Annotated in this window: 11 protein-coding genes and 4 tRNA genes; 2 read left to right on the plus strand and 13 right to left on the minus strand. The window is 39.0% G+C overall.

Annotation, left to right across the window (positions count from 1 at the left end; genetic code table 11):
- Nucleotides 1–4: 4 nt before the first annotated feature.
- From rpoB to Q4534_RS13215, 13 genes are all read right to left on the minus strand, one after another.
- On the minus strand, nucleotides 5–3,880 hold the full coding sequence (rpoB, locus tag Q4534_RS13155; protein ID WP_303613618.1) for a DNA-directed RNA polymerase subunit beta: 3,876 nt from the start codon (nucleotides 3,878–3,880) through the stop codon (nucleotides 5–7).
- A 157-nt stretch (nucleotides 3,881–4,037) separates the two neighbouring features.
- Nucleotides 4,038–4,418: a 50S ribosomal protein L7/L12 gene (gene rplL / locus Q4534_RS13160; RefSeq protein WP_014020613.1), complete on the minus strand. Its 381-nt coding sequence runs from the start codon at nucleotides 4,416–4,418 to the stop codon at nucleotides 4,038–4,040.
- Between the two features lie 49 nt (nucleotides 4,419–4,467).
- A complete protein-coding gene (rplJ, locus tag Q4534_RS13165; protein ID WP_303613619.1) occupies nucleotides 4,468–5,010 on the minus strand; it encodes a 50S ribosomal protein L10 in 543 nt (180 codons plus the stop codon).
- 3 nt (nucleotides 5,011–5,013) lie between these two features.
- Nucleotides 5,014–5,712 carry a 50S ribosomal protein L1 gene (rplA, locus tag Q4534_RS13170; protein WP_303613620.1) on the minus strand — a complete coding sequence of 233 codons (699 nt, stop codon included), beginning with the start codon at nucleotides 5,710–5,712 and terminating at the stop codon, nucleotides 5,014–5,016.
- A gap of 10 nt (nucleotides 5,713–5,722) precedes the next feature.
- Complete coding sequence (rplK, locus tag Q4534_RS13175) at nucleotides 5,723–6,166, minus strand: 50S ribosomal protein L11 (RefSeq protein WP_014020610.1); 444 nt, start codon at nucleotides 6,164–6,166, stop codon at nucleotides 5,723–5,725.
- 3 nt (nucleotides 6,167–6,169) lie between these two features.
- Nucleotides 6,170–6,727 (minus strand): transcription termination/antitermination protein NusG, encoded by a 558-nt coding sequence (nusG, locus tag Q4534_RS13180; RefSeq protein WP_014020609.1) that lies wholly within the window; start codon nucleotides 6,725–6,727, stop codon nucleotides 6,170–6,172.
- A 17-nt stretch (nucleotides 6,728–6,744) separates the two neighbouring features.
- Nucleotides 6,745–6,933 (minus strand): preprotein translocase subunit SecE, encoded by a 189-nt coding sequence (secE, locus tag Q4534_RS13185; protein WP_014020608.1) that lies wholly within the window; start codon nucleotides 6,931–6,933, stop codon nucleotides 6,745–6,747.
- A 124-nt stretch (nucleotides 6,934–7,057) separates the two neighbouring features.
- Nucleotides 7,058–7,128: transfer RNA gene (locus Q4534_RS13190), tRNA-Trp, on the minus strand.
- A 116-nt stretch (nucleotides 7,129–7,244) separates the two neighbouring features.
- On the minus strand, nucleotides 7,245–8,432 hold the full coding sequence (gene tuf, locus Q4534_RS13195) for an elongation factor Tu (protein ID WP_303613621.1): 1,188 nt from the start codon (nucleotides 8,430–8,432) through the stop codon (nucleotides 7,245–7,247).
- 59 nt (nucleotides 8,433–8,491) lie between these two features.
- Nucleotides 8,492–8,563: transfer RNA gene (locus Q4534_RS13200), tRNA-Thr, on the minus strand.
- Nucleotides 8,564–8,596: 33 nt separating this feature from the next.
- Nucleotides 8,597–8,669, minus strand: a tRNA-Gly gene (locus Q4534_RS13205).
- Between the two features lie 150 nt (nucleotides 8,670–8,819).
- Nucleotides 8,820–8,902, minus strand: a tRNA-Tyr gene (locus Q4534_RS13210).
- A 158-nt stretch (nucleotides 8,903–9,060) separates the two neighbouring features.
- Nucleotides 9,061–11,694, minus strand: a complete 2,634-nt coding sequence (locus tag Q4534_RS13215; protein WP_303613622.1) for a M1 family metallopeptidase — start codon at nucleotides 11,692–11,694, stop codon at nucleotides 9,061–9,063.
- 614 nt (nucleotides 11,695–12,308) lie between these two features.
- Between Q4534_RS13215 and pyrH the strand changes: the two genes are divergently transcribed.
- Together pyrH and frr are read left to right on the plus strand one after the other, a co-directional pair.
- The gene (gene pyrH / locus Q4534_RS13220) at nucleotides 12,309–13,019 is read left to right on the plus strand and encodes a UMP kinase (protein WP_014020605.1); all 711 of its coding nucleotides are present in this window, start codon (nucleotides 12,309–12,311) and stop codon (nucleotides 13,017–13,019) included.
- A gap of 8 nt (nucleotides 13,020–13,027) precedes the next feature.
- On the plus strand, nucleotides 13,028–13,588 hold the full coding sequence (frr, locus tag Q4534_RS13225; RefSeq protein ID WP_303613623.1) for a ribosome recycling factor: 561 nt from the start codon (nucleotides 13,028–13,030) through the stop codon (nucleotides 13,586–13,588).
- Nucleotides 13,589–14,259 lie beyond the last annotated feature (671 nt).

Here is a 14,259-nt window from a genome sequence, read left to right on the forward strand (position 1 = left end):
TAAGTTAGTCAAGCGTAATTTCCAATGCAAGGCCTCTAAGCTCATGTACAAGTACGTTAAAGGACTCCGGAATGTTAGCTTTTGGCAAGTTCTCACCTTTTACAATGGATTCGTACGCCTTGGCTCTTCCTATAACATCATCAGACTTAACTGTCAAAATTTCTCTAAGTACATGAGAAGCACCAAATGCTTCCAATGCCCAAACTTCCATCTCTCCAAAACGCTGTCCACCAAACTGAGCTTTACCACCCAAAGGTTGTTGTGTAATTAGTGAGTATGGCCCGATTGACCTGGCGTGCATCTTATCATCTACTAGGTGACCCAGTTTAAGCATATAAGAAATACCTACCGTAACAGGTTGGTCAAATTTCTGACCGGTTAGTCCATCATACAAATACGTTCTACCAAAAGAAGGAAGGCCTGCTTTTCCAAGTTCTTCAGCTACTTGTTCGGTAGAAGCACCATCAAATATAGGCGTTGCGTATTTCTTACCTAAGATTCTACCTGCCCATGCTAGAACAGTTTCATAGATTTGACCAATATTCATCCTAGATGGTACACCAAGAGGGTTTAGTACGATGTCCATAGGAGATCCGTCCTCTAGGAAAGGCATGTCTTCATCCCTTACTATCCTAGCAACAATACCCTTGTTACCGTGTCTACCTGCCATCTTATCACCAACTTTAAGCTTTCGCTTCTTGGCAACATAAACTTTGGCCATTTGAACAATACCTGCAGGCAATTCGTCACCTACTTCTAAAGTGAACTTATCTCTTTTGAATACACCGGAAATTTCATTTCTGGTATTGGTATAGTTTTTAACCAATTGTTGAACCAAATAATTGGCGTGCTCATCATCTGTCCAATCATCCAAAATAATGTCTGAAATCAGATTTACTTCCTCAGGTACATTATAGTTACTTTCGTCTCTATATGGATTTTTAGCAGGGAAAAGGTTATTTTCAATGTTTTGATAATTGAATTTAACACCTTTACTAATGATCTCATCACCAAATTTATGCTTAACACCTTTAGACACTTTGTCTTCAAGGATGGTAACCAATTTTTGGATCATTCTTGACCTTACGGCTAACAAGTCTTTGGTGTACTGCTGCTTCAGTTTTTCAACATCAGCTTTAGCTTTTGCACGAAGGTCTTTGTCTTTCTTAGGCCTTGAAAACAATTTGGTATTGATAACCACTCCATTTAAGGAAGGAGAAGCTTTCAAAGATGCATCTTTAACATCTCCGGCTTTGTCTCCAAAAATGGCACGAAGTAATTTTTCTTCCGGAGTTGGATCGGTTTCACCTTTTGGTGTAATCTTACCAATAATGATATCTCCTTCTTTAAGTTCTGAACCTACCCTAATGATACCATTTTCATCAAGATTTTTTACAGCATCTTCAGATACGTTTGGTATCTCAGAGGTAAGTTCTTCCTCTCCTCGTTTGGTATCTCTAACTTCAAGTTGGAATTCCTCAATGTGAATAGATGTAAATACATCTTCTCTCACTACCCTTTCGGATATTACAATGGCATCCTCAAAGTTATAACCCTGCCATGGCATATAAGCCACAAGTAAGTTTTTACCAAGCGCAAGTTCACCATCATTGGTAGAATAACCTTCTACCAATACTTGTCCTTTAACCACTTTTTGTCCTTGCAAGACAATTGGGGTAAGGTTAATGGTGGTATCTTGGTTGGTTCTTCTGAATTTAATCAGATCATAGCTTTTGTACTCATCACTGAAGTTAACCAACAATTCATCATCGGATAATTCATACTTTACAGTGATTTTCTCTGCGTCAACATAGTCAATCACACCATCGGCCTCTGCCAAAATTAGTGATCTCGAATCAATGGCTGCTTTTCCCTCTAGACCGGTACCCACAATTGGGGCTTCAGCCTTTAATAAAGGAACGGCTTGACGCTGCATGTTAGATCCCATTAGTGCACGGTTTGCATCATCATGTTCCAAGAATGGAATCAAAGAAGCGGCAACTGACACAATTTGATTAGGTGCTACATCCATATAGGATATTTCCTTTGGTTCTAAAACCGGGAAATCACCTTCAAAACGGGCTTTTACTTTATCGTTAATAAACACACCATTGTCATCAAGTGGCGCATTTGCTTGTGCTATATTATTGTCATCCTCCTCTTCGGCCGTAAGGAATACGACATCTTCGGATTTCATACTTACCCTACCTTCGTTAACTTTTCGGTATGGCGTCTCCAAAAATCCCATGCCATTGACTTTGGCATGCACACAAAGAGAGGAGATCAAACCAATATTTGGTCCCTCAGGCGTTTCAATGGTACAAAGACGTCCGTAGTGTGTATAATGAACATCACGAACCTCAAATCCTGCACGTTCCCTAGATAATCCACCTGGGCCTAAAGCAGAAAGTCTTCTTTTATGTGTCAACTCTGCCAATGGGTTGGTTTGATCCATAAATTGACTAAGTTGGTTGGTACCAAAGAAGGAATTGATGACCGAAGAAAGTGTCCTGGCGTTGATAAGATCAACCGGTTTGAAATCTTCATTGTCCCTTACGTTCATACGCTCACGGATGGTTCTGGCCATTCTTGCCAAACCAACCCCAAACTGGCTGTAAAGTTGCTCTCCTACTGTTCTAACCCTTCTATTACTCAAGTGATCTATATCATCAACTACTGCCTTAGAGTTAATTAAACCAATAAGGTATTTTACAATAGAAATGATATCTTGGGTGGTAAGAACAATTTTTTCAGCATCAATTTCTAATCCTAATTTTTTGTTGATCCTATACCTTCCAACTTCTCCTAGGTCATAACGCTTATCAGAGAAGAACAAACCGTGAATAACTTCTCGGGCTGTTGCCTCATCAGGGGCCTCTGTATTTCTAAGCTGTCTGTAGATTACCTCGACTGCTTCTTTTTCAGAGTTTGAATTATCTTTTTGAAGGGTATTATAAATAATGGAATAGTCAGCTATATTGACATCTTCCCTATGAAGGATAACACTTTTTGCACCTGACTCTTGGATTAACTCAATGTCCTCATCAGTTAAAATGCTATCTCTTTCCAATAAAACTTCGTTTCTATCAATAGAAACTACCTCACCTGTATCTTCATCTACAAAGTCCTCTACCCAGGTACGAAGCACCCTGGCAGCCAGCTTTCTTCCGATGATCTTTTTTAAATTGGATTTATTGGATTCTACTTCTTCTGAAAGTCCGAAAAGATCGAGTATTTGCTTATCAGATCCATAGCCTATCGCCCTCAATAGGGTAGTTACAGGAAACTTCTTTTTCCTGTCGATATAAGCATACATCACATTATTAATATCGGTAGCAAATTCTATCCAAGAACCTTTAAAAGGTATAATTCTGGCAGAATATAATTTAGTACCATTCGTATGCTTACTTTGTGCAAAGAATACACCTGGTGAACGGTGCAATTGAGAAACAATTACCCTTTCGGCTCCATTGATTACAAAGGAACCTTTTTCCGTCATATAAGGAAGATTTCCTAAGAATACTTCCTGTTCAATGGTTTCAAAGTCTTCATTGTCCTCATCAGAGCAAAGCAATCTTAGTTTTGCTTTCAGTGGGACAGAATAAGTAAGACCACGGTCAATACTTTGTGAGACATTGTATTTTGGAGGATCTACGGTATAGTCGATAAATTCAAGGGTGAAATTTTCCCTGGAGTCACTGATGGGAAAATTTTCGGAAAAAACCTTGAAAAGACCATCCTGCCTTCTTTTCTCTGCAGGAGTATCCAACTGAAAGAAATCTTTGAAAGATTGCAGTTGAATATCTAAGAAATCCGGATAGTCTTTGACTACCTTAATGGATGAGAAACTTTTCCTTCCGGTTTGATTCTGGATAGCCAAGGCAGTATATAGTTTTAGTGAAAATTAATATTGTTATTATTCAATTGTCACTTAAAAAAGTGCAATTGTTTTGATGTCCATAAACAGGAAAAGACCTGACTGTATAGTCAGGTCTAATTCTGCTTAACCAATCCTAAAAGGAGTTGGCTATTCAATTCTATTTAAGCTCAACTTCAGCTCCAGCTTCTTCAAGTTGTTTCTTAAGGGCTTCAGCTTCTTCTTTGCTTACACCTTCTTTAACAGCTTTAGGAGCACTGTCTACTACTTCTTTGGCATCTTTTAGTCCAAGACCTGTCAATTCCTTAACAAGTTTAACTACTGCCAATTTTTGTCCACCTGCAGCTTTCAAGACAACATCAAAAGAAGTTTGCTCTTCTTCAGCAGCACCATCGCCAGCGGCTCCACCAGCAGCTACTACAGTAGCAGCAGCAGCAGCAGGTTCGATACCATATTCATCTTTCAAAATTTCGGCTAACTCATTTACCTCTTTTACAGTTAAGTTAACTAACTGCTCAGCGAATGCTTTAAGATCTGCCATTGTATTAAATATTTAAATTGATTGTTATTTACTAATTTGAATGTATTTTTTATGCTTCTTCTTTTTCGGCAAGGGTTTTTACCAAGCCGGCAAGAATATTTTTTCCGCTTTGAAGCGCTGAAACCACGTTTGTAGCTGGAGATTGTAGTAGAGAAATAACTTCTCCCAACAATTCCTCTTTGGATTTCAGTTTAGAAAGTGTTTCGAGATGACTTTCTCCTAGAAATTGAGCTCCTTCGATTGAGGCCCCTTTAAACAAAGGCTTTTTATCTTTGGTAGCTACCTTTTTCCTGTAATCTAAAATTACTTTAGCAGGAAGGCTTCCAACTTCTGGTGAGAAAAGGATTCCTGAAAAACCTTTCAATGCACTGTCTGCGAATTCAGAATAATCTGCGTCGAGATTTTCCAAGGCTTTTTTGATAAGGGTATTTTTATACACCTTATACTCCAAACCTTTATCGAAGCATAATTTTCTGAAACCATTTACCTGAGCTACACTAAATCCTGATGCATCGGAAATATAAAAATGCGGAGTAGATTTTAGCTTTTCGGTAAGTTCGTCAATTATGCTTTTTTTATTTTCTCTAGTCATAATTTATAAACCTTGAATACTACTCTTATCAATTACGATACCCGAAGACATAGTGCTAGACATATGAATACTTTTAAAATAAGTACCTTTAGCAGCGGTTGGCTTCAATTTGGAAATGGTTTGAATTAATTCTTCCGCATTTTCCATGATTTTTTCAGCAGAGAATGAGGCTTTACCTACACTTGCATGGATAATTCCAAACTTGTCTACTTTAAAATCAATTTTACCAGCCTTTACTTCATTTACTGCTTTCCCAACATCAAGGGTTACAGTACCAGACTTAGGGTTAGGCATTAGTCCACGAGGACCCAATACTCTACCTAGTCTACCTACTTTTGCCATCACATTAGGAGTGGTGATTATGACATCAATATCTGTCCAACCACCCTCAATTTTTGCAATGTACTCATCCAAACCAACAAAATCAGCTCCCGCTTCTTTGGCTTCTTCTTCCTTATCAGGACTACAAAGTACTAATACTTTAACTTCTTTACCTATACCGTGAGGCAAGGCCACCACTCCTCTAACCATTTGGTCAGCTTTTCGTGGATCAACACCTAAACGGATGTCTAGGTCTATAGAAGCGTCAAACTTAGTTGTTGTTATGTCCTTAACAATGCTAGAAGCCTCCGCCAAGGAATATTGTTGGCTAGGGTCGTATTTAGAAAGAGCTTCTTTTTTCTTTTTTGTTAACTTAGCCATTTTTTACGTATTATTCCTCCCAAGGAGCTTTTCCTGAAACAGTGATTCCCATACTTCTTGCAGTTCCGGCTACCATTCTCATAGCAGATGGAACTTCAAAAGCATTTAAATCGGGCATTTTCACTTCTGCAATTTCTTTTACCTGATCCCAAGATACAGAGCCTACCTTTTTCCTGTTTGGTTCTGAAGAACCACTTTTCAATTTTGCTGCTTCCAAAAGCATTACTGCTGCCGGAGGCGTTTTTACTACAAAATCAAAAGACTTGTCCGAATAAATCGTAACAAGAACGGGAAGAACTTGGCCCATTTTGTCCTGAGTTCTGGCATTAAACTGCTTACAGAACTCCATAATGTTCAGCCCTTTTGAACCAAGAGCCGGACCAACTGGAGGAGATGGGTTAGCCTGGCCACCCTTTACCTGTAGTTTCAGATAACCAGAGATTTCTTTAGCCATTTCCTAATCTAGTTTTTCTACTTGAATAAAGTTTAATTCAACAGGGGTATTCCGACCGAATATCTTAACCATAACATTAAGCTTCTTCTTGTCATCAAATACCTCTTCAATCATACCCGAGAATCCACTAAAGGGACCGTCCATTACCTTCACGGTCTCTCCAACTATAAATGGTGTATCCAGTTTTTCTGCAAACTCATCAATCTCTTCAACACGACCTAAAATCCTATTGATTTCTGACTGACGTAATGGCTCGGGGGTTTTGGAAGCCCCCCCTTGGTTTGACCCTAAAAAACCGATTACTCCCGGTATACTTGTAATGACGTGATTGGCTTCTCCATGACTGAGATCCGCATTGACCAATACATATCCAGGAAAGAAATTTCTCTCCCTAACACGCTTTTTGCCATTACGCATTTCATATACTTTCTCAGAAGGTATCAAAACTTCAGGAATATAGTCTTCAAGCTTTTGTCGGGCAATTTCATTGTCCAAATAAGTCTTTGCTTTCTTTTCCTGACCTGCTACTACTCTGAGTACGTACCAATTGTGATCTGCCATCCCGTTATTTAATATTCTTAGAATAAATCATAAAACCATGTCATGATATTTTCGAAGGTTAAATCGATGAAACCGATAACCAAAGCGAAAATTAATGAAGCCACTAGCACCAATACGGCACTATTTTGAAGTGTAGAATATTTAGGCCATGTGACCTTATTCTTCATTTCATCAATGGACTCAATTACAAAATTTTTAACATTCATCCTTGTACAATTAGTTTTTCAAAAGTTTCTTTTGCCTTTAAAGGCTTCCCAAAACCCCTGACTATAACATGGAAAGATTGGGCATTTACGCCTTACTCTTCATGGTTTTATCTTCCTTAGATTGCACGGGCGGAGAGATTCGAACTCCCATCAACGGTTTTGGAGACCGCTATTCTGCCATTGAACTACGCCCGTAGATTATTTGTGCTCCCGATTAGGGAACGCAAAATTAGTAAATCTATGCCTAAGAAACAAATGCGATCCCGAAAAATTCAAGATCGCATTTGTAATATAGTCTATTATATAGATTATTAGTCCAAGATTTCAGTAACCTGACCAGCACCCACAGTTCTACCACCTTCTCTGATGGCAAATCTAAGTCCTTTTTCCAAAGCGACAGGGTTGATCAAATTCACCTCAATAGTGATGTTATCACCTGGCATTACCATCTCAACATTTTCAGGAAGAGTGATTTCTCCAGTTACATCAGTTGTTCTTAAGTAGAACTGAGGTCTGTATCTGTTAAAGAATGGAGTGTGTCTTCCACCTTCTTCTTTGCTTAGTACGTAAACTTCAGCTTTGAAGTGAGCATGAGGAGTTACAGATCCAGGCTTACAAATGATCATTCCACGTTTGATCTGAGCCTTTTCAATACCTCTTAGCAACAAACCTACGTTGTCACCAGCTTCACCTCTGTCTAGAATCTTACGGAACATCTCTACACCAGTAACGGTAGATTTAAGTCCTTCAGCTCCCATACCGATGATGTCTACTGCTTCTCCAGAGTTTACAACTCCTCTTTCAATTCTACCTGTTGCTACTGTACCTCTACCAGTAATAGAGAATACGTCTTCAACTGGCATCAAGAAATCCTTGTCGATAGCTCTTTCTGGAAGTGGGATATAAGAATCCACAGCTGCCATAAGTTCCATTACAGTGTCTTCCCATTTGGCTTCACCGTTAAGTGCACCAAGAGCAGAACCTGAAATTACAGGAATATTATCTCCATCAAACTCATAGAATGAAAGAAGTTCTCTTACTTCCATTTCTACCAACTCAAGTAATTCGGGGTCATCCACCAAATCTACTTTGTTCATGAATACTACCAAAGCTGGTACACCTACCTGACGTGCAAGAAGGATGTGCTCTCTAGTTTGTGGCATTGGACCATCAGTGGCCGCAACTACAAGAATTGCACCGTCCATCTGAGCAGCACCAGTTACCATGTTTTTTACGTAGTCAGCGTGACCTGGGCAATCAACGTGGGCGTAGTGTCTAGCCTCCGTTTGATACTCTACGTGTGAGGTATTAATTGTGATACCCCTCTCCTTTTCTTCCGGTGCGTTATCGATGGAAGCAAAGTCTCTTAATTCAGAAAGACCCTTTCTGGCCAACACAGTAGTAATGGCAGCAGTCAAAGTAGTCTTACCATGATCGACGTGACCAATCGTACCTATGTTTACGTGTGGTTTGGAACGGTCAAAGGTTGCTTTTGCCATGCGTGAAAATCCTCTGTTTAGTTAAAGATTAAATTTCGTTAAAATTGTTAAATGTTCAGAGCCAACGACGGGATTTGAACCCGTGACCTCTTCCTTACCAAGGAAGCACTCTACCCCTGAGCTACGTCGGCTTTTTACATCCAGTTATGCTCCTAAAAGCATAGAGCGGGAGACGAGGCTCGAACCCGCGACCTGCAGCTTGGAAGGCTGCCGCTCTACCAACTGAGCTACTCCCGCTTATAAATATTTGCCAATTTTCTAATTGGCCCCCAAATTCTTTAATTAATTTTTAGAATCCAAAAAATTCCAGCTTTATAACAAAAAAATTGTTCAATACTAGAATATCTTAGTCTCTAATTAACGTTAATTACTCAACTAAAGATTTTGTGGGGGAAACAGGATTCGAACCTGTGAAGACATAAGTCAACGGATTTACAGTCCGTCCCAGTTGGCCGCTTTGGTATTCCCCCAAAACTCTACATTTGTTACTCCCGAAACCCTCTTTTAAGTTTCTTTGTTGTCGTAACGGATGGCAAAATTATACCCTTTTGTCAAAGATTCAAAATATTATAAAAAAAAATCTTGAGTTTTTTTTATAATAAAAAGTATCTCACTAATCATCAGCATTTTAATTCCCTTCTAAATAGGGAGAAAGATAATACGCTTCATACTCTCGAACCATTTCATCCGTTTCTTTTTCCTGAATGGCCTTGGCTAAGTCAAGCACCCCAGGATCATCTATGAATCCAAAAAGAGATTGGTAAGCCGCCAACCTGACGTAATTTAACTTGTGTGTAGATGCAATCTCTCCTAAACTGGAAACAGCTCCCTCTGTAGACACTCCCTCTGCACTGGCAAAAAAGTCTCCGTAGTACCCTAGGAAATAATACAAGGATTCTCCGCTTAAGGACACTAACTTCTCATGCATCCACTCTGCCCCTGCTACTTTTTTCTCTCGTGTCAAATAATCTGCAAGGGGAGCGATGATACGGATATTCTCGGCTTCTTTTAACCGTTCAAACAATTCCTCTTTATTGGCTAGATTCCCTTCTATATCTAAATAGGCAGTCAAAGCAGCCCCTGATACCTGATAAGAAGGTGCATTGATAAGCCTATAGAACAATTGCTGATACTTGCTACCCCCTATTCCGGCCAATGCTTCCAAGGCTGCTGCCCTTACTGCATTGTCAGGGTCTTCTTCTACCAATTTCAGAACCTTATTCTCCAAACTGCTTTTGTCAGCTTCAGTAGCATCCAATCGATTCATGCGGTGCAAAGCCAACTCACGCACTACATGGAATGGATCCTCCAAAGCCCGCTCTATGGTAGACAAATAATTCAATTGGTCGCTGTAATTACTCGTCAAACTATCTAAGGCCTCTACCCTTGCCAAACCTGAAGTAGATAATAGGAACTGCTTTTCTAAATTCTCAAATCCCCTGGATTCGAAGCGAAAGCTCAATTGCTCACTGTATTCATCGAATAGGGCAAGTTGAGTGCCTGCACCATTTTGTAGTGGAAATTCCTGCACCGCCTGATCCAAAACAAAAGATTTCTCTATCCGCTGACCTTCCTTGTAAATACTTACCTTAAATGGGAGCTTAAAAAGCGGCGAATGAGATAAGTCCTGCTGTTGTTCCAGCTTTAGCAGTATATTTTCATGGTCTGTATCATCCCAACTTATTTTTAACTGAGGATGCCCGGAAGAAAGAAACCATTGATTGAAAAACCAATTTAAATCCAAGCCTGAGGCTTTTTCTAAGGCCAGCCTTAAATCATGCACTTCTACACTGCTTAAAGCATTTTGCTTGAGATATGACCTTAACCCATCAAAAAACACCTCATCTCCCAACAGCTTCCTGAGCATATGCAAAATCCTCCCTCCTTTGGCATAGGTGTGGTTATCAAACATGTCCTCACTGTCCTCATAATAAAAGCGGATCAGGTCCAATTGCTTCTCTTCTGACTCTGCCAGGTATTGTTCTATGGCGTTAAAATGATGCATATCTGCCTGGTCTCTTCCCTCCTTGTATTCAAACCACAAATATTCTGAGTAATCGGCAAAAGCTTCATTCAAGGCTAAATTGGCCCAGGATTCAGTGGTCACATAATTCCCAAACCACTGATGGAAGAGTTCATGGGCAATGATATAATCCCATTCACTATCTAATGCCTCCCTTTCATTTAAATTTAATGCCTCCATAAAAATTGAAAGGGTGGTGTTTTCCATAGCCCCGGAGACAAAGTCTCTTACAACCACTTGGTCATACTTTGGCCATGGAAAGGGCATGTCAAGCAAATCCGAGAAAAATGTTACCATCTCAGGTGTATTTCCAAACACTCCTCTTGCCCCTGCTTCGTACTTTGGTTCCACAAAATATCGCAATCTTAATCCATTGACATTTTCTTCAATGGTGGAAAATTCTCCAACAACAATGGCTGACAAATAAGGCGCATGAGGAATGGCCATCTGCCAATGGTCTGTTCTGGTACCATCAGCATTCTCCTTACTTCCAAGCATTTCTCCATTGCTAAGACTTATGTATTGGGCAGGTACAGTTAAATAAAAATCGTGGGTTTGCCTTTCATTGGGACTATCAATGGTGGGAAACCACTTTGAACTAAATACAGTCTCTCCTTGGGTCCAAATTTGAACGGGCTTATCCTTGTCATGCCTATCAGGGTTAATATAATACAGCCCTTTGGTATCCGTGATTGCTGTGCTCCCTTCCTTGTCTCCTTTCTCCGGAAAAGCCGTATAGGCTATGGCTATATGCAAGGTATCTTCTTTACCCTGCCTCTCCGGTAATGACAAGATTAATTTCTCTTGGTCATAGTCAAAGCTTAACGGGTGATCTTTTCCATCTTCTAATAAGTATGCCCTGTGCACGTCAAAATCTTTGGCATCCAAAACCAATTCCTTTTGCGGATAGGCATAAGGTTTTAAGGTTAAAATTGCCTTCCCTTTTACCGTCCGATTTACATAATCGAAGGCAAGCTCTAAGTTGGTATGCAATAAGTCAAAAGCCCTGGGTCGACTAGCCCTATATTCCTTCATTGCTAGCTCATGGGCGAGGATACGCTCACGATTATCTACTTGCTTTTGTGCTGCCAATGAATCATTTGGCACCCCCTCTGTAATATTAGGCACCGGGTTAATAGTAGATGCACTCTTGCAGGAAAAAGCTAAAAGTAGTGCAATAAAACAGTAAATTGAAGTGCTATAGGTAGGCCGCATATTAAGCATAGGGATTTTATTCAATTTTTAAACAATATCTATTTAAACAGATGCAAACAGTGTGAAACATGGAATTAGCCATCTGGTTTTCAAAAATAAGTAAACCACTAAAGCTAAACCAAACAATTCGTTTTATTATCTATTCTATTAAACATTTATTTATGGCAAACGTTTGCCCAGGCCAAGTAGTTTAAGATTGTTTTCAGGCCAACCAAAAGCCTACCGGTACCTAACTGAATAAACGTTTCAAGTCGAAACCGCCTATCCCTCCTTCAATCCTCAACGGTAAGAATTGAAAACACAAGCCAATAAGCCTACAAACTAGCAACTAGCTTTTTGGAATAATTCCAAACAATACCTTACCTTGTCAAAGTTTAAGCTTGACAATATCTTGATAATCCATGTTTTACCTTTAATAAGGCACTTTTATAAAATTTGAGTTAACAATAAACAGGTCATAAGATCTGGTGGGCTACCAAAATTTAAGCATAAAATTCACAAGTATTCTGCCATTTTTAGCTTTAAGATTTAGTATTCTAAAAACAAGGATTTATATTTGTCGGGCTTATTGAGATCAAGAAATTTTTAATAGTCCTAATCAAGGCCTTTCACTAGTAAAACTGAAAACAATTCGGAAGATGAAATACAAACGAATACTCCTTAAGCTTAGCGGAGAAGCCCTGATGGGAGACAATAGCTATGGCATTGATTCCAAAAGACTTCAAGAATATGCCACTCAGATTAAAAATGTTCATGATCTTGGCGTGGAAATTGCCATTGTCATAGGGGGAGGTAATATCTTTAGAGGTGTACAAGCAGGCAAAGTTGGAATAGATCGGGTTCAAGGAGATTACATGGGAATGTTAGCTACCTTAATTAATGCGATGGCACTTCAGAGTTCACTTGAGCAAAACGGCATGTATACACGCCTTATGTCCGGTATTAAAGTGGAAAGTGTTTGCGAACCTTTTATAAGAAGGAGAGCCATTCGTCATTTAGAAAAAGGGAGAATTGTAATTTTTGGTGCCGGAATTGGCAATCCATATTTCACTACCGACTCTACAGCCAGCTTAAGAGCCATAGAAATTGAAGCTGAGGTGGTACTTAAAGGTACAAGAGTGGATGGGGTCTATACAGCAGACCCTGAAAAAAACCCTACTGCCACGAGGTATTCTAACATCACATTTCAAGAGGTTTATGAGAAAAACCTTAATGTAATGGACATGACAGCTTTTACATTATGTCAAGAAAACAATCTCCCAATCATTGTTTTTGATATGAACAAAACGGATAACCTTTTGGACCTTATCAATGGCAAGGAAGTTGGTACGTTGATCACATCTAAATAATTTAACTCATGGAAGAGATTCAGCTTTACTTAGAAGAGGCAAAGTCTTTGATGGACAAAGCAGTTCAGCATACAATTGCCGAATTAATAAAAATAAGAGCAGGCAAAGCCATGCCTAATTTCTTGGATGGTATAATGGTGGTCTATTATGGCAACCCAACTCCATTACAACAGGTAGCCTCTATCACTACTCCAGATGCCAGGACCTTGGCCATCAAACCTTGGGAACAAAAGTTAATTCCGGAAGTAGAAAAAGCAATCATCAACTCCGACCTAGGTTTAAATCCTCAGAACAATGGAGAAATGGTATTATTGAGCGTACCACCATTAACTGAGGAGCGTAGAAAAAACTTGGTAAAGCAGGTGAAAAATGAGTGTGAGAACGGAAAAATAAGTATACGAAACGTTAGAAAAGACACCAACGATGGCCTGCGAAAGCTTCAAAAAGAAGGTGTAGCCGAAGACGATGTTAAAAGAGCCGAAGATACTGTTCAGAAAATGACTGATCAGCATTCTGCTAAAATAGACGAGCTATACGCTAAGAAAGAAGCTGAAATAATGACGATATAAGTCAATATTATCCCATACGATACCAAGCCCTGCATTTTTAATGTTAGGGCTTTTTTTTATCCTGAAGATTAAGGAGGCTGATATACCCCGAGCCATACAATAAGATTCAAATGTTTTAACCGTAAGAAAATCAGACTTTTGAGGGATTTAAAAATAGTATCACTAGGGTGAAACCCAAAATTGCAACGATTGACAGGTTTTGAAGTGATTTCAGCAGGTAATAGATTGATTATTTCGGGTTTAAAGAAATTTGGTGAGATGAATTTATAAGCTTATTTACAAATACAATCCCCCCCCCTGAAAGGCAAACACTTTCCTTTCTCTACATAAAAAAATAAAGAACAGACAGCCATAAGCTGACCATTCTTTTCTGTATTAAACCTTATCCTACAAATATAGGTAAATACAAATAGATAAAAAATTTCTTGCCTCTTCGAAGACTCTTTGCCTGCAAGACAAAATACCAAATCAACGCTTCAAATATTAGCTCCCCAGAATCAATCTAAAATTTACTATTTTTCCCAATAGTTTAATTACAAAAATCAAATTTCAACATTAATACTCAAATAGAAAAAGCCTTTGGCTGAAACATCCTTAATAGATTCTATTTTTTCTTTAAATTTCATTTTTTTTAGATTTTTCGTTTTAGTAAAAAATAACTGTTTTTTTAT

This window comes from Cyclobacterium sp. 1_MG-2023 (assembly GCF_030546805.1).
Taxonomy (GTDB): domain Bacteria; phylum Bacteroidota; class Bacteroidia; order Cytophagales; family Cyclobacteriaceae; genus Cyclobacterium.